Annotated in this window: 12 protein-coding genes; 4 read left to right on the plus strand and 8 right to left on the minus strand. The window is 71.8% G+C overall.

What is annotated here, in order from left to right; all coding sequences use genetic code 11:
* Positions 1 to 4: 4 nt before the first annotated feature.
* The 3 genes from QRX50_RS20420 to QRX50_RS20430 all read right to left on the minus strand — a co-directional run bounded on the left by QRX50_RS20420 (position 5) and on the right by QRX50_RS20430 (position 2,538).
* The gene (locus QRX50_RS20420) at positions 5 to 736 is read right to left on the minus strand and encodes an adenosylcobinamide-GDP ribazoletransferase (RefSeq protein ID WP_285974516.1); all 732 of its coding nucleotides are present in this window, start codon (positions 734 to 736) and stop codon (positions 5 to 7) included.
* A 166-nt stretch (positions 737 to 902) separates the two neighbouring features.
* Positions 903 to 1,922, minus strand: coding sequence for a nicotinate-nucleotide--dimethylbenzimidazole phosphoribosyltransferase (gene cobT, locus QRX50_RS20425; RefSeq protein ID WP_285973520.1), 1,020 nt, complete (start codon positions 1,920 to 1,922; stop codon positions 903 to 905).
* 10 nt (positions 1,923 to 1,932) lie between these two features.
* Complete coding sequence (locus QRX50_RS20430) at positions 1,933 to 2,538, minus strand: bifunctional adenosylcobinamide kinase/adenosylcobinamide-phosphate guanylyltransferase (RefSeq protein ID WP_285973521.1); 606 nt, start codon at positions 2,536 to 2,538, stop codon at positions 1,933 to 1,935.
* Positions 2,539 to 2,574: 36 nt separating this feature from the next.
* Between QRX50_RS20430 and QRX50_RS20435 the strand changes: the two genes are divergently transcribed.
* Both QRX50_RS20435 and QRX50_RS20440 read left to right on the plus strand, forming a co-directional pair.
* Positions 2,575 to 3,513, plus strand: a complete 939-nt coding sequence (locus QRX50_RS20435; protein WP_285973522.1) for a cobalamin biosynthesis protein — start codon at positions 2,575 to 2,577, stop codon at positions 3,511 to 3,513.
* Complete coding sequence (locus QRX50_RS20440; protein WP_285973523.1) at positions 3,510 to 4,991, plus strand: cobyric acid synthase; 1,482 nt, start codon at positions 3,510 to 3,512, stop codon at positions 4,989 to 4,991. The genes QRX50_RS20435 and QRX50_RS20440 overlap by 4 nt, the downstream gene beginning before the upstream one ends.
* Positions 4,992 to 4,995: 4 nt before the next feature.
* Here the strand turns inward: QRX50_RS20440 and QRX50_RS20445 are convergent, their stop codons facing one another.
* The 3 genes from QRX50_RS20445 to QRX50_RS20455 form a co-directional block, all read right to left on the minus strand.
* Positions 4,996 to 5,712 (minus strand): DUF4190 domain-containing protein, encoded by a 717-nt coding sequence (locus tag QRX50_RS20445; protein WP_285973524.1) that lies wholly within the window; start codon positions 5,710 to 5,712, stop codon positions 4,996 to 4,998.
* Positions 5,713 to 5,794: 82 nt separating this feature from the next.
* Positions 5,795 to 6,382, minus strand: a complete 588-nt coding sequence (locus QRX50_RS20450; RefSeq protein ID WP_434533351.1) for a response regulator — start codon at positions 6,380 to 6,382, stop codon at positions 5,795 to 5,797.
* A gap of 72 nt (positions 6,383 to 6,454) precedes the next feature.
* Positions 6,455 to 7,546 (minus strand): sensor histidine kinase, encoded by a 1,092-nt coding sequence (locus QRX50_RS20455; RefSeq protein ID WP_285973526.1) that lies wholly within the window; start codon positions 7,544 to 7,546, stop codon positions 6,455 to 6,457.
* 85 nt (positions 7,547 to 7,631) lie between these two features.
* On the opposite strand from QRX50_RS20455, the gene QRX50_RS20460 reads away from it, so the two are divergent.
* Both QRX50_RS20460 and QRX50_RS20465 read left to right on the plus strand, forming a co-directional pair.
* A complete protein-coding gene (locus QRX50_RS20460) occupies positions 7,632 to 9,095 on the plus strand; it encodes a M1 family metallopeptidase (RefSeq protein ID WP_285973527.1) in 1,464 nt (487 codons plus the stop codon).
* Between the two features lie 117 nt (positions 9,096 to 9,212).
* Positions 9,213 to 10,121 carry an ROK family protein gene (locus QRX50_RS20465; protein ID WP_285973528.1) on the plus strand — a complete coding sequence of 303 codons (909 nt, stop codon included), beginning with the start codon at positions 9,213 to 9,215 and terminating at the stop codon, positions 10,119 to 10,121.
* Positions 10,122 to 10,180: 59 nt separating this feature from the next.
* Here QRX50_RS20465 and QRX50_RS20470 read toward each other — a convergent pair whose 3' ends face one another.
* On the minus strand, positions 10,181 to 11,632 hold the full coding sequence (locus QRX50_RS20470) for a glutamate synthase subunit beta (RefSeq protein ID WP_285973529.1): 1,452 nt from the start codon (positions 11,630 to 11,632) through the stop codon (positions 10,181 to 10,183).
* Positions 11,625 to 16,154 carry a glutamate synthase large subunit gene (gltB, locus tag QRX50_RS20475; RefSeq protein ID WP_285973530.1) on the minus strand — a complete coding sequence of 1,510 codons (4,530 nt, stop codon included), beginning with the start codon at positions 16,152 to 16,154 and terminating at the stop codon, positions 11,625 to 11,627. Before gltB ends, QRX50_RS20470 begins: the two co-directional genes overlap by 8 nt.
* Positions 16,155 to 16,559 lie beyond the last annotated feature (405 nt).

Raw genomic sequence — 16,559 nt, forward strand, 5'->3', positions numbered from 1 at the left:
CGGCTCAGACGGCGAGCGTGAGCAGCGCCGCCGCCACCGCCGTTTCGACACCGGCGCCGAGGACGTCACCGGTGATTCCGCCCAGGCGCCGGACGCATCGGGCGAGCAAGGCCGCCGCGACGAAGTACCCGGCGCCGACCGCGGCCACCCCTTGCCACCACGGCAAACCGGGCGCCAGTGCGGCGAGCGCGGCGGCCACCAGACCGACGGCCACCGCGATCACCCGCGGCACGGATCCCGCCACCGTCGCACCAAGCCCCTCCGGCCGGGCGGACGGCACGCCGCGCGCGCACGACATCGACAGCGTGCACCGGCCCGCCAGCACGGAGACCACGGCGGCCACGGCGCCGTGGTCCGCCGACACGGCGCCGGTCAGAGCGCCGGCCTGCACGAGGAGGACGAAGACGAGCGTCGCGACTCCGGTCGGGCCCGAGTCGCCGCGGCGCATGACGTCGAGGGCTTTGGCGCGGTCGTAGGAGGCGCCGAGCCCGTCCGCGGTGTCGGCCAGCCCGTCGAGGTGCAGGCCGCGGCTGCCCAGAGCCACAACGCCCAGCGCGAGGGCGGCAACGGCGAGCGCGGGCAGGCCCACGGCCACACCGCCGGCCACGACCAGGCCCGCGGCCGCGGCGAGGGGGAGCGCCGCGACCGGGCCCAGCACCATCGCTGCCCCGGCCACCCCGCGATCGATGACGCGCGGGGCCGGCACGGGCACGGTGGTCAGGGTGCCGACGGCCAGCCGCAGCGCGTCGCCGAGCTTCACCGGCTCCCCACTCGCAGCCCGGCGCAACCGTGGCACCCGAGAGCGGCCGACGTCCTCGCGGCGCCGCGCCGCGCCGCCACAGACGGCCGTCCGAATCCTTCGACCCGCGCTCCGGCTGCTCCCAGGTCCTCGCAGGCAGCCCTCACGCGAGATCCGCCAGCAACCCCATGTCCGCGATGATCGCCCGCGCCGCACGCAGCGTCGGAACGGCCTGGACGGCGCCGCTGCCTTCGCCGAGGCGCAGGCCCAGGTCGAGGATCGGCGTCAGGCCCAGGGCCTTCAACGCGAACGCCTGCGAAGGCTCCGTCGAGCGGTGCCCGGCGAGCCACCACTGCTTGGCGCCCGGCGCGATGTCGCGGGCGACCAGGGCGGCCGCGCTGGAGAAGATGCCGTCGAGCAGCACGGGGATGCCGCATACGGCGGCTTCGACCAGGAACCCCGCCGTGGCCGCGACGCAGGCGCTGCCCAGCGCAGTCAGCCGCTCGAACGGATCGGTCACCCGCCCCGCGGCGCGCTGCACCGCGGCCTCGACCACGGCCGTCTTCGCGTCCAGCGCCGCCCCGGACACGCCGGTGCCCGTGCCGACGACCTCGGCCGCGGGCAGGCCCAGCGTGGCCGCGACGAGGGCCGCGCACATCGTCGTGTTGCCGATGCCCATGTCGCCCGGAATGAGCAGATCCGCGTCGGCCTCCTCCGCCGCGATGGCGCGTCCCGCCTCGAACGCGGCGAGCGCCTCACCCGGGGCGAGGGCGTCCTCGACGTCGATGGCGCCCGAGCCACGGCGGATCTTATGCGCGGTCACGGAGGCCGGAACGTCCGAAGCATCCCAATCGACCGCGATGTCCGCCACGCGCACCCGAGCGCCGACCTGCGCGGCGAGCACCGTGACGCCACTGCGCCCGGCCAGGAACACCCGCACCATCGCCGCCGTGACCTCGCGCGGGTAGGCCGACTGCGCCGACACCCCGTGGTCGCCCGCGAAGACGACCACCCGCACGTCGTCCAGCGGACGCGGTGGCACCACGCCGTGGGCGGCGCTGAGCCACGCGGCCAGCTCCTCGAGCCGGCCCAGTGCGCCGAGTGGCTTCACCAGGCCGTCGAGGCGCTCCTGCGCGGCGGCGCGGGCGGCGGCGTCGGGCACGGGGATGTCGAAACGCGGCACGGCGGACTCCTTACGGCAGGTCGAGCACCCGCCCGGCGATGACCAGCAGGCAACGGTCGGACTCGGCGGACACCCGGTTGTTGAGTGCGCCCAGCACATCACGGAACAGCCGTCCGGACGACGTAGCGGGCACCACACCGCTGCCGACCTCGTTGCTCACGGCCACCACGGGCACCCGCGCCTGGGTCCACGCGGCCAGGAAGTCCTCGAGCCGGTCGTCGAGACGGCGCTCCCAGCCGGGCTTGCCCGTCCACGCGCCGACCTCGTCGAGCACGCGCGAGAGCCACGTGCCGAGGCAGTCGATGAGCAACGGGCTCGTCGCCGTGCGCAGCACGGTCGCCAGGTCGGTGGTCTCCACCGTGGTCCAGTGGCGCGGGCGCCGGGCCTTGTGCGCGGCGACGCGGGCGGCCCACTCGGGGTCGTCGTCGCTCGGGGGAAGGCCGGGGGCCACGTACACGAGGTGCGTGTGGTGCGCGACGAGCCGCTCCGCGTGCCTCGACTTCCCCGAGCGGACACCGCCGAGGACCAGCACCTTGCCGTCGTCGCGTCCGTACCGGCGGAGGGTTTGCGCCAGGGTCTCGAGATACCCGGCGAGCCGGTGCGTCAGCTTGGTCATACCCGGCATTCTCGTGCACGCGCTACCGTTCGCCACGTGCCACTCCGACAAGCCGTCACAGCGGCCGGCCTGATCACCGGATATGCGGCCGACTCACTCTTCGGTGACCCCCGCCGCGGGCACCCGGTCGCGGTGTTCGGCAGCTGGGCCGGCGCGCTGGAACGTCGCTGGTGGGCCGACTCGAAGCCGCGCGGAGCGGCGTACGCGGCGGTGTGCGCGGGGGCCGCAACCGGCCTGGGAGTGGCCGCCCAGTTGAGCACGCGCCGGCGTCCCTTCGCGCGCTTCGCCCTCACTGCCGCCGCGACGTGGGTTGTGCTCGGCGGCCGCGGGCTCGCGTCGGAGGGCCGCGAGATGGCCCGGCTGCTCGACACCGGTGACGTGCCCGCCGCGCGAGCCCGGCTGTCGCACCTCTGCGCGCGCGACGCGACGGAACTGGACTCCGCGGAGCTCACGCGCGCGGCCACCGAGTCGATCGCCGAGAACACGTCCGACGCCGTGGTCGCGCCGCTGCTGTGGGGTGCCGTCGCCGGCCTCCCCGGCCTGCTCGGCTACCGCGCGCTCAACACGCTCGACGCGATGGTCGGCTACCGCTCGCTGCGGCATCGCAACTTCGGCTGGGCGGCGGCGCGTCTCGACGACGTTGTCAACCTCGTTCCGTCGCGGGCCGGCGCCGTGCTCACCGCGGTGTCCGCGCCGCTCGCGGGCGGGCAGGTCCGGGCGTCGCTGCGGGCGTGGCGGCGCTACGGCTCGCACCACCCGAGTCCCAACGCCGGCCAGGTCGAGGCCGCGTTCGCCGGCGCGCTCGGGCTGCGCCTGGGCGGCACCAACAGCTACGGCGGCGAGGTCGAGGACCGCGGCACACTCGGTGACGGCCGTGCGCCGCAGCCGGTCGACCTGCGTCACGCGGTGCGGTTGTCGCGTGTGGTCGGCGCGGCCGCGGCCCTGGTGGCGGCCGCGGTGGCGGTGGCCCGATGAGCGGGCTGCTGGTCGCCGGCACCACGTCCGACGCGGGGAAGAGCTTGGTCACGGCCGGGATCTGCCGCTGGCTCGCGCGCCGCGGCGTGCGGGTGGCGCCGTTCAAGTCGCAGAACATGTCGAACAACTCGATGGTCTGCGCGGACGGGGCCGAGATCGGCCGCGCGCAGTGGCTGCAGGCCCGCGCCGCGCGTGTCGAGCCCGAAGCGGCGATGAACCCCGTGCTGCTCAAGCCGGGCAGCGACCGGCGCAGCCACGTGATCGCGCTCGGGAAACCGTTCGGCACGCTGGAAGCCGGCGAGTACGCGACCGGCCGCGCGGGGCTGGCGGAGATCGCGTTCGGCGCGTTCGAGGACCTGAGCTCCCGCTTCGACATGGTCGTCTGCGAGGGCGCGGGCAGCCCCGCCGAGATCAACCTGCGCGGCGGCGACTACGTGAACCTGGGCCTGGCGCGGCGGTTTTCGCTGCCGGTGCTCGTGGTCGGCGACATCGACCGCGGCGGCGTGCTGGCGGCGATGTTCGGCACGCTCGCGCTGCTGTCGCCCGAAGACCAGGCGCTGGTGGCGGGCTGGGTGGTCAACAAGTTCCGCGGCGACGTCGGCCTGCTGCGCCCGGGGCTGAAGAGCCTCGAAGACGTGACCGGCCGGCCCGTGCTCGGGGTGCTGCCGTGGCTCGACCGCGTGTGGATCGACTCCGAAGACGCACTGGCTGCCGCGGGCTGGCGCCACGAAGCCCCGCGTGGCGGCGGGCTGCGCGTGGCCGTGGTGCGCTTCCCGCGCGCCTCGAACGCCACTGACGTCGACGCCCTGGCCGCCGAACCCGGCGTGACGGTGAGCCTCACGGCCGACCCGGACACGGTCGCCGCGGCGGATCTGGTGGTGCTGCCCGGTTCCCGCGCCACCGTGGACGATCTGCGCTGGCTGCGTTCGCGGGGTCTCGCCGACGCGGTGACCGCGCGCGCCGCCGCCGGCCGCCCCGTGCTCGGCATCTGCGGCGGCTACCAGATGCTCGCGGCCACCATCCACGACGACGTCGAGTCACACGCCGGCACGGTCGACGGCCTCGGACTGCTGCCGACCGACGTCACGTTCGCGGGGGAGAAAGTGCTCGGCCGCCCCACCGGCGAGTGGCGCGGCCACCGGGTCGAGGCCTACGAGATTCACCACGGCACGGCGTCGCGCGCCGAAGCGGAGTCCTTTCTGGACGGTCACCGCGTCGGCTCCGTCTGGGGCACGACCTGGCACGGCGCCTTCGAGAACGACGGCTTCCGCCGCGCCTGGCTGACGGAAGTGGCCGCTCAGGCCGGCGTCGAGTGGGCGCCGGTCGACGGCGCGCCAGGGTTCGCGGCCTTGCGCGAGGACATGCTGGAGCGCCTCGCCGACGCGATCGAGTCCGAAGTGGACACTGAGCGAATCATGCGGCTGCTGGACAACGGGGCACCGGACGGATTGCCCTTCGTTCCGCCCGGCGCGCCCTGAAGCGCTAGTGCACCACTGGGGCCTTCAGTACGCCCGACTTCGACTCCAGCGTGCAGATGACCGAGTGGTTCTGGTTCAACCACGACTGTGCCTGCGGGTAGTACGTGCCCATCACGAGGTCTGCCGGCATCGTGGTGTCGACGAAGAACCCCGACTGTGCGGTGGTGCAGTACTGGCGACTCGTCGTGGACAGGGCCGCGTCGCCGGGATAGATCTCGGAATCCGGCAGAGGCACCACGGCGTAGATCTCGTCAGCGTGCGGGACGTCGCACGAAACCTTGGCGACGTCGCTGGTCAGCTTGTCGTAGCCGGTGAAGCATTCGCCCACCTCGGCCGAGAACACGCTGTTGCCGCCACCCGACACCTCGTCGATCACCGCGTCTTCGCTGCTCGGACTGGAGGAGTTGCCGGCGGTGATGATCAGCGCCAGCAGCCACGCACCGCACAGGCCGAGTCCGGCGATGGCCAGGCCGCGGCCGCCGTCGCCGGTGCGCCGGATCTGACGCAGCGCCACGACGGCGAAGATCACGCTCAGCAGCAGGCTGATCCCCGGGATCGCCGGCGCGAAGCCGAAGACCACCTTCAGCAGCGGAACTATCGCCAGGACCAGTGAGGTGATGGCGTAGCCGTTGGTCTTGCCTGACGCGGGTGGCGGCGGTGGCGGCGGCGCGTCCTGGTAGCTCGGCCCCGTCGGCTTGGGCGGCAGGATCGATTCGGACATACGGGTCCCCTGAATTCATTCGTGGAATCCCCCGACCCGACGAAGATCCTAACCGGTGCGATAGCGCCTGCGAAATAACAATTCAGGCGAGACCAGCATCGTGCACGAGGATCGCGACCTGGGTGCGGTTGGTGGCCTCCACTTTGGACATGATCCGGCCCAGGTGGACCTTCACCGTCGCCTGGCTGACGCCGAGGTTCGTGGCGATCACCGCGTTGCTCCAGCCCTCGGCGACGGCCACCGCGACCTCGCGTTCGCGGGAGGTCAGCTCCGCCAGCCGCGCCTTCGCGCTCTCCGTGGCCCCGCCCGACGCGAACTCGCCGAGCAGCCGCCGCGTGACGGCCGGCGACAGCATCGCCTCGCCGCGGCGCACCACGTGCACGGCGCGGACCAGGTCGCGCGGTGGCGTGTCCTTGAGCAGGAACCCGGTGGCGCCCCGGCGCAGCGCGGTGTGCACGTACTCGTCGAGGTCGAACGTGGTCAGCACGACCACCGCCGGCGCCTCGGGCAGCGCCGTGACCACGCGGGTCACCTCGAGGCCGTCGACGCCGGGCATCTGGATGTCGGTGAGCACGACGTCGGGCCGGTGCTGCGCCACGAGCTCGGCGACGCCGGCGCCGTCGCCCGCCTCGGCGACCACGCGGATCTCCGGGTCCGACTCGAGGATCATCCGGATGCCGCTGCGCACGAGCACCTCGTCGTCCAGCAGCACGACCTTGATCACCGCAGCGTCCTCCTCATCTCACGCCCCGCCGGCGAGCGGGAACACCGCGCGCACCACGTAGTCACCCGAACCATCGGGACCGACGCGCAGCGCGCCGCCGGCCAGCGTCACGCGCTCGCGCATGCCGATCACGCCGTAGCCCGCGCCGGGCAGGCCCGCCGAGGCGCCGAGCGCGTTGGCGACCTCGACCACGAGCTTGCCGCGGTCGAGCGACAGCCGGACGCGGATCGGCGCACCCGGTGCGTGTTTCGCCGCGTTGGTCAGCGCCTCCTGCACGATCCGGTACGCCGCCCGGCCCACCTTTTCCGGCACCTGCGGCAGCGGGTCGGGCACCTCGGTGTCGACGTCGGCGCCGGCCGCGGCGAGGTCGCCCGCCAGCTGCGCGACGCCGTCGAGCGTGGGGCTCGGCAGCGTCTTCGGCTCGTTCTCCTGCTCGCGCAGCACCCGCAGGATGTCGCGCAGCTCGGTGAGCGCGGCGGCGCTCGACTCGCGGATCACCTCGGCGAGGCGGGCGGTCTCCTCGTCGGGCGCGCGCACCGACAACGCGCCCGCCTGCAGTGCGACGATGCTCACGCGGTGGGCCACCACGTCGTGCATCTCGCGCGCGATCCGCCGGCGTTCGGCCGTCACGGCGCGTTCGGCGAGCAGGTCGCGTGTGCGTTCGGCCTGGTCGGCGCGGTCGTGCAGGGCGTCGACCAGCACGGCGCGCTGGTGCATCCACAGGCCCGCGAGCAGCGGCAGGAGCAGCGTCAGGGCCAGGACGAAGCCGACGACCTCCCAGCCCCGGAGATCGCTGGGCTGGTACGTGGCGAGGGCCACCACCAGGTCCGCGACCACAGCGACCGCTGCCGGCCACTTCGGCCCGCGAAGCGCGGCGACCGTGTACAGCGTGAAGATCGTGGCGAGCTGCGCGGGCGGGGCGAACCAGGCCAGCACCGCCATTGCCAGCATCGTGACCAGCGGGAACCGGCGCCGCAGCAGCAACAGCACCAGCACGGCCACGATCGTGAGCTGCCACAGGGCGGGCCGTGAGACCCCGTTCAGCGCCTCCAGCGCGAGCACACCCGCGACCGCGATCGCCAGGCAGGCGTCGAGAAGTAGCAGTCGCACGGCGATCACCGTACGACTTTCCGGTTAGCGCGTTCGAGCTGCCCGGCCGATGTGCGCGGGACGGAAGACTCGGCAGGCTGGGCGCATGGCGAAAACGATCGTGAAGACCGCAGCGGTGGCAGGGCTCGCCGCGGTGCTGATGGCCGGCACCGGGAGCGCCGCCACGGCTGATTCCGCGTCACCCGGGGCGCTGAGCGCGGGTGAGCGGCTGTTCCCCGGCCTCGGCAACGGCGGCTACGACGCGCGTGACTACGACGTCTCCCTCGACTACCGGCCGGGTGTCACCACGATGGACGCGGCGGTGACGATGCGCGCAGTCGCCACGCAGTCGCTGTCGTCCTTCGGGCTCGACTCCGCGGTGGCGGGGATCCACTCGGTCCAAGTCGACGGCAGGGCCGCGAAGTTCGCGACGCAGGGCGAAAAGCTGGTGATCACGCCCGCCCGCGCGCTGCGCAAGGGGGTGCCGTTCACCGTGCGGATCGCCTACGTGGCCGACCGGGCGAAGAGCCCGCAGTCACCCACGGGGCACCCGCTGCCACCCGACCTCGCCGAGGCCATCGGCGTCTGGCAGAACACCCCGGACGGGTTCGCGGTGATGGGGCAGACCGATCGTGAGCACGTGGTCTTCCCGTCTGACGACGTGCCGGGTGACCCGGCCACCTACACCTTGCGAATCACCACTCCGGCCGACGTGCAGGGTGTCGGCAGCGGCACGCTCGTCGGGAAGCACCGCGCCGGCGACCGCGTGACCTCGGTGTTCCGCGTCGACCGGCCCACGGCCACCGATGTCGTGCAGATGGCGGCCGGCCGCTTCACCGAGCTCGACCAGGTGGGTCCGCACGGACTGCCGGTGCGCAGCTACGTGACGAAGGCGGCGAAGCCGGCCGCGCTCGACACCGCCCGCAAGACCCCGGAGCTGATCGCGTGGCTGGAGCAGCGGCTGGGCCGCCCGTACCCGTACGCGAGCGCCGGCACCCTCGGCGTCGATCGCCTCTACGGCGGTGGCCTCGCCCTGGAGACCGCGGCGACGCCGACCTACAGCGCCGAGGCCCTCGCGTACCCCGAGGAGGTGTCGACGATGGCGCACGAGCTCACACACGAGTACTTCGGCGACGCCGTGCCGGTGCGCCACTGGGACGACATGTGGCTGAGTGAGGGCCACGCCACCTTCTACCAGGACCTCTACGACTCCGAGCACGGCGGGAAACCGTTCGACGACAAGGCGAAGTCCGGGTACGCCCAGAACAACGAGATCCTGAAGCAGAACGGCCCGGTCGCCCGGCAGAACTCCGCGTCGGGGGTCATGTTCGGCACGGATCTCGGCGGCAAGCTCACGCTGTACGCGCTGCGCAGCCTCGTCGGCCAGGCGATCTTCGACCGCATCGAGCGCACCTTCTTCGACGAATTCCAGGGCCGCGCGGCCTCGACGCAGGACTACGTCGGCGTGGCCGAACGTGTCTCCGGGCGTGACCTCGGCACGTTTTTCCACGACTGGCTGTACACGGCCACGACCCCGGCGATGCCGGGCCACCCCGACTGGAAGGCGTGAAGATGACCGGCGACCTGGACTGGTGAAGCGTCCTCAAGCGTGGCGGAGCGTAGGTGGCTGTTGCTACTCCCGGTGAACGTCACGTCGATGTGAGGCGGCCGATGTGAGAATCGCGGTATGGCTGAATTGGTGGCGGCATTGGACGTGGGCGGCACGACCGTGAAGGCGGCCCTGCTCGACGCGGACCTGAACGCGCTCGCGACGACCCGGGCGCCCACGGCGAAAAGCGCGGACGGCACGGCGCTGGCCGAGCAGGTGGCCGAGGTCGTTTCCTCGCTCGCGGAGCAGGCCGGCACGGGTTCGCCGGGCGCCGTCGGTGTCGTGGTGCCGGGCATCGTCGACGAACAGGCGCGCGTCGCCCGGTTCTCGGCCAACCTCGACTGGCGCGACGTCCCGTTCGGTGACCTGCTGGAGAACCGGCTGGGGCTGCCGGTGGCGTTCGGCCACGACGTGAGCGCCGGTGGGCTGGCGGAGTTCCGCGTGGGCGCGGGGAAGGGCTGCACCGACGCGGCGTTCATCGCCGTCGGCACGGGGATCGCCGCCGCGTTGCTGCTCGACGGGCGTCTCTACCGGGCCCACGGGCTGGCCGGCGAGGTCGGCCACATCGACGTGGGCCACCGCATCGTCTGCGGCTGCGGCGCCACGGGCTGTCTCGAGGCGATCTCCTCGGCGTCGGCCATCGCGCGCCGCTACACCGAACGGACCGGCCGCCCGGCCGACGGCGCGCAGCCCGTGGTCGACGCCGCGCGCCACGGCGACGAAGCGGCGGTGGCCGTGGTCTCCGACGCGCTCGACGGCCTCGGCCACGGCCTGAAGACCCTGCTGACGCTGCTGGCGCCGGAGGTGATCGTGCTGGGCGGCGGGTTGTTCACCGCGGCCGACTACGTCCTTGATCCGGTGCGCGAGTACCTGGCTTCGGCGTTGACGTTCCAGCGCATGCCGGAACTGCGCGTGGCTTCGCTGGGTGACGAGGCCGGGCGGCTGGGCGCCGGCCTCCTGGCGCTGGATCGGCTCCACGACCGCTGACCGTTCGGTGGGGGAGGGGTCGTGGTGGGCGCAGCAACGCTGGTGCGCCCACCACGGGGTCACGCGATCGGCCGGTCCGTCGGCGCGATCGGAGCCGGGAGGAAGGCCCGGCCGGTGAGGAAGGCGTCGACGCCGGCGGCGCACGAGCGGCCCTCGGCGATGGCCCAGACGATCAGCGACTGGCCGCGGCCCATGTCGCCGGCGACGAAGACGTTGTCGACGCTCGTGCGGAAGTCCTTGTCGCGCGAGACGTTGCCGCGCTGGTCGAGGTCGACGCCGAGGTCCTCCAGCAGGCCCGAGCGCTGCGGGCCGACGAAACCCATCGCCAGCAGCACGAGCTGCGCGGGCAGCTCGGTGTCGGTGCCCTCGACGGGCACGAACTTGCCGCCCTCGTTGCGCACCTCGACCAGGCGAAGTGCGCGGACGCGGCCGTCGGCGTCGGCCAGGAACTCCTGCGTGTTCACCGAGTACAGGCGCTCGCCGCCCTCCTCGTGGGCCGAGGTCACCCGGTAGATCATCGGGTACGTCGGCCACGGGTGGGCGTCCGAACGGGACTCCGGCGGCCGCGGCATGATCTCCAGCTGGGTGACGGAGCGAGCGCCCTGGCGATGCGCCGTGCCGACGCAGTCCGCGCCCGTGTCGCCGCCGCCGATGACCACGACGTCGAGGCCCTCGGCGGAGTACTCGACCTCGTCGAGGTCACCCGAGGCGACGCGGTTGGCCGGCGGCAGGAACTCCATCGCCTGCAGGATGCCGTCGTGCTCGCGCCCGTCGATCGGCAGGTCGCGCCACGCGGTCGCGCCGCCGGCGAGCACCACCGCGTCGTGGTTCGAGCGCAGTTCCTCGACGGTGACGTCCACGCCGACGTTCACCGACGTCCGGAACTCCGTGCCCTCGGCGCGCATCTGGTCGAGCCGGCGGTCGAGGCGGTGCTTCTCCATCTTGAACTCCGGGATGCCGAAGCGCAGCAGCCCGCCGATCTTCTCGGCCCGCTCGTAGACCACCACGCTGTGGCCCGCTCGCGTGAGCTGCTGCGCCGCGGCGAGCCCGGACGGCCCGGAGCCGACGACGGCGACCTTCTTGCCCGTCTTCGCCACCGGGATCTGCGGCGTGACCCAGCCTTCGGCGAAGGCCCGGTCGATGATGGAGATCTCGACGCGCTTGATCGTCACCGGGTCGTCGTTGATGCCGAGCACGCACGCGGTTTCGCACGGCGCCGGGCACAGCGTGCCGGTGAACTCCGGGAAGTTGTTGGTGGCGTGCAGCCGCTCGGCTGCCTCGCGCCAGTCTTCCCGCCACACCAGCGTGTTCCACTCGGGAATCAGGTTCCCGAGCGGACAGCCCTGGTGGCAGAACGGGATCCCGCAGTCCATGCACCGCCCGGCCTGCTTCTCCAGCTTGGTCGACGCGAAGTCCTCGTAGACCTCACGCCAGTCCATCAGCCGCAGATCGACCGGACGGCGCTTCGGTTCTTCCCGGGTGGTGGTCAGAAAGCCCTTGGGGTCAGCCATGTGCGGCCTCCATGATCGCCTCGTTCACATCGCGCCCGTCCCGCTCGGCTTGCACCTGAGCGGCGAGCACTCGCTTGTAGTCCTTCGGCATGACCTTGCCGAACCGGTCGACGGCAGCGTCCCAGTCGGCGAGCAGCTCGCGCGCGACCGCGGACTCCGTCTCGTTGTAGTGCTTCTCCACGGTCTCGCGCAGGAAGTCGGTGTCGTCGGCGTCGAGCGGGTCGATGTCGACCATCTCCGGGTTGACGCGGTGCGCCGGCAGGTCGAGCACGTAGGCGATGCCGCCGGACATGCCGGCCGCGAAGTTGCGCCCGACGGCGCCGAGCACCACCATGCGCCCGCCCGTCATGTACTCGCCGCCGTGGTCGCCCACGCCTTCGACGACGGCCAGCGCGCCCGAGTTGCGGACGCAGAACCGTTCGCCGACCTTGCCGCGGATGAAGATCTCACCGCTGGTGGCGCCGTAGGCGATCACGTTGCCCGCGATGATGTGGTCCTCGGCCGCGAACGAGACCTCCTTCGGCGGCCGCACGATCAGCCGTCCGCCCGAGAGGCCCTTGCCGACGTAGTCGTTGCCGTCGCCGATGAGGCGCAGCGTGATGCCCTTCGGCACGAACGCACCGAACGACTGGCCGGCGGTGCCGGTGAACGTCACGTCGATCGTGTCGTCCGGCAGGCCCTCGCCGCCCCACTTCTTCGTCAGCTCCGAGCCCAGCATCGTGCCGACGGTGCGGTTCACGTTGCGCACCGGCAGTTCCAGCCGCACCTTGTCACCCGAAGAAAGCGCGCCCTCGGCGAGCTGGATCAGCGTGTTGTCCAGCGCCTTGTCGAGCCCGTGGTCCTGCTTCACGGTCTGGTGGCGCACCGCACGCGGGGCCAGCTCCGGCACGTGGAAGATCGGCGACAGGTCGAGCCCGGCGGCCTTCCAGTGGTCCACGGCCTTGCGCTTGTCGAGCATCTCGGCGTGGCCCACGGCCTCTTCGATCGACCGGAAACCCAGCTCCGCCAGGTACTCGCGCACCTCCTGGGCGATGAACTCGAAGAAGTTCACCACGTACTCGGCCTTGCCGCTGAACTTCTCGCGCAGCTTGGGGTTCTGCGTCGCGACGCCCACCGGACAGGTGTCGAGGTGGCACACGCGCATCATGATGCAGCCCGAAACCACCAGCGGCGCGGTCGCGAAGCCGAACTCCTCGGCGCCGAGCAGCGCGGCGATCACGACGTCGCGGCCGGTCTTGAGCTGCCCGTCGGTCTGCACCACGATGCGGTCGCGCAGGCGGTTGGCCAGCAGCGTCTGCTGCGTCTCGGCCAGGCCCAGCTCCCACGGGCCACCCGCGTGCTTGATCGACGACAGCGGCGAGGCACCCGTGCCGCCGTCGTGGCCCGAGATGAGCACCACGTCGGCGTGCGCCTTGGACACGCCCGCCGCGACCGTGCCGACGCCGACCTCGGACACGAGCTTCACGTGGATGCGCGCGGCCGGGTTGGCGTTCTTCAGGTCGTGGATCAGCTGGGCGAGGTCCTCGATGGAATAGATGTCGTGGTGCGGCGGCGGCGAAATGAGACCGACGCCCGGCGTCGAGTACCGCGTCTTCGCGATCCACGGGTACACCTTCGCGCCGGGCAGCTGCCCGCCTTCACCGGGCTTCGCGCCCTGCGCCATCTTGATCTGGATGTCGTCGGCGTTCACGAGGTACTCGCTCGTCACACCGAAGCGGCCCGAAGCGACCTGCTTGACCGCGGAGCGGCGCTCGGGGTCGTAGAGCCGTTCGGCGTCCTCGCCGCCCTCGCCGGTGTTGGACTTGCCGCCGAGGCGGTTCATCGCGATCGCCAGCGTCTGGTGCATCTCCATCGAGATCGAGCCGTAGGAGATGGCGCCGGTCGCGAAGCGCTTCACGATCTCCGAGACCGGTTCGACCTCCTCGATCGGCACGGGCGGGCGCTCGCCGGTCTTGAAGTCGAACAGCCCGCGCAGTGTCTGCAGCTTCTCGGACTGGTCGTCGACGGCCTTCGTGTACTCCTTGAAGACCTCGTACTTCCCGCTGCGCGTGGAGTGCTGGAGCTTGAACACCGTCTGCGGGTTGAACAGGTGCGGCTCGCCTTCGCGGCGCCACTGGTAGTCAGCGCCGGTCTCGAGCTCGCGGTGGCTCGCGCGCACTCCGTCGCCCGGGAACGCGCGGCGGTGGCGCTGCTCGACCTCGTCGGCGATGGTGTCGAACCCGACGCCGCCGAGCCGCGAGGTGGTGGCGGTGAAGCAGGTGTCGACGATGTCGGCACCCAGGCCGACGGCCTCGAAGATCTGCGCGCCGGTGTAGGACGCGACCGTCGAGACGCCCATCTTGGACATCGTCTTGCGCACACCCTTGCCGAGCGCCTTGATCAGGTTCGCGGTTGCCTGCTTCGCCGTGACGCCCGGGATCAGGCCCTGGTGGGCCATCTCCTCGACCGTCGCCATCGCGAGGTACGGGTTGACCGCGGCCGCGCCGTAGCCGACGAGCAGTGCGATGTGGTGCACCTCGCGCGCGTCGCCCGCCTCGACGATGAGGCCCACCTGCGTGCGCGTCTTCTCGCGTACGAGGTGGTGGTGCACGGCACCGGTCAGCAGCAGCGACGGGATGGCCGCGTGGTTCTCGTCGACGCCGCGGTCGGACAGCACGATCAGCCGCGCCCCGTCCTCGATGGCCTCCGACACCTCGGAACGGATCTCGTCGAGCCGCTGCACGAGCGCTTCGCCGCCGCCGTGGACGTTGTAGCGGCCGAGCACCGTGACGGCCTGGAACTCGGGCAGGTTGCCGTCGTCGTTGACGTGCACGAGCTTGGCGAGCTGGTCGTTGTCCAGCACCGGGAACGGCAGCACGATGCGGCGGCACGACGCGGCGCCGGCGTCGAGCAGGTTCGGCTCCGCGCCGACCTGCGTGCCGAGCGCCGTGATCAGCTCTTCCCGGATCGAGTCCAGCGGCGGGTTCGTCACCTGGGCGAAGAGCTGGATGAAGTAGTCGAACAACGGCCGGGAACGCGACGACAGCGGCGCGAGCGGGGAGTCGTTGCCCATCGAGCCGATCGGCTCCGCACCGGTGCGGGCCATCGGCTCGAGAATGGTCTCGAGCTCTTCCTCGGTGTAGCCGAAGGACTGCTGACGCCGCACGAGCGCGGCGTGCAGCGGCACCTCGCGGTCGCGCTCGGGCAGTTCTTCCAGGCGCAGCAGGCCGTTGTCCACCCACTCGTCGTACGGGTGCGCGGTGGCGAGCTGGCCCTTGATCTCCTCGTCCTCGATGATCCGGCCTTCGACGGTGTCGACGAGGAACATGCGGCCCGGCTCCAGCCGGCCCTTGCGCACGATCGTCGACTGGTCCAGTTCGAGCACGCCGACCTCGGAGGCGAGCACGACGAGGCCGTCGTCGGTGACCCAGTAGCGGCCGGGGCGCAGGCCGTTGCGGTCGAGGACCGCGCCGATCTGCGCGCCGTCGGTGAACGCCACCAGCGCCGGTCCGTCCCACGGCTCCATGAGCGTGGAGTGGAACTCGTAGAACGCGCGGCGCGCGGGGTCCATTTCCTGGTGGTTTTCCCAGGCCTCGGGAATCATCATGAGGACCGAGTGCGGGAGCGAACGGCCGCCGAGGTGCAGCAGCTCCAGCACCTCGTCGAACGAGGCGGAGTCACTCGCGCCGCGCGTGATGACGGGGTAGATGCGCTTGAGGTCGCCGGGGATGAGATCCGTCTCCAGCAAGGCCTCGCGGGCGTCCATCCAGTTGCGGTTGCCCTTGAGCGTGTTGATCTCGCCGTTGTGCGCCACGTAGCGGTACGGGTGCGCGAGCGGCCACGACGGGAACGTGTTGGTGGAGAAGCGGGAGTGCACGAGACCGATGGCGCTCGTCACGCGTTCGTCGGTCAGGTCGAGGAAGAACCGCTCGACCTGGTCCTCGGTGAGCATTCCTTTGTAGACGATGGTGCGCGAGGACAGCGACGGGAAGTACACGTCGTCCTCGACCAGCTCGTGCTCGGCGCGCTTGCGCACGCAGAAGGCGGAACGCTCCAGCGCGAGGCCGTCGCGGTTGTGCCGGCGCCCGGCCAGGAACAGCTGCGTGAAGTGCGGCCGCGTCTCGGCGGCGGTGGGGCCGCAGTGCGCGGCGTCCACGGGCACCTCGCGCCAGCCGACCACGCGCATGTCCTCCTCGGCGGCGATCCGCTCGATGGTGGTCATGGCGCGCCCACGGCGCTTCTCGTCGCGGGGCAGGAACGCGGTGCCGACGGCGTACGCGCCCTCTTCGGGCAGCGTGAAGTCCACGACCTCGCGGAAGAACGCGTCCGGGACCTGGATCAGCAGTCCGGCGCCGTCGCCGGTGTCGGGTTCGGCGCCGCGCGCCCCGCGATGCTCCAGGTTCCGCAGTGCGACCAGGGCTTTCGCCACGATCTGATGATCTCGGCGACCGGCGAGATCGGCGACGAAGGCGACTCCGCAGGCGTCGTGCTCGTAAGCGGGGTCGTACAAACCGGTGGAACCGGCAGTGGAACGGTGGGTCACGGCTGGCCGCCTCCCAAGGCGTTGGCGCGACCGGTACTCACTCCATCGGGTGGTTCGACACTGAACCGGTTAACGAAGTGGTCCGGAACCGCGATGGTCAGTCGAGAAGGGGGGAACCGCCCATGAAACCGGCTCGGTCGACATCGACCGGGCTGCGGCAGGGCGGTTCCGGGTAAAGCCGCACGGCACTGGGCGGCCACAAGTTACGTCAGCGCCGCGTTCTTCGCCAGTGTTGCCTGACGATCGGCGCTGTTGCTCTCGTCGGTGCAGCAGTCCTTCGGTGGTGCAGCGGTTCGCTGCGGCTGCGCACGCGTGGATCGGTCAGCCTGTGTGGTGGGGGGCCGGCCGGGCGCGTGGTGTTACTCCCGGGTTCGCCGGGTCTTATGACGATAGTGTGAATTCGCT

This window comes from Amycolatopsis sp. 2-15 (assembly GCF_030285625.1).
In the GTDB taxonomy this organism is placed as follows: domain Bacteria; phylum Actinomycetota; class Actinomycetes; order Mycobacteriales; family Pseudonocardiaceae; genus Amycolatopsis; species Amycolatopsis carbonis.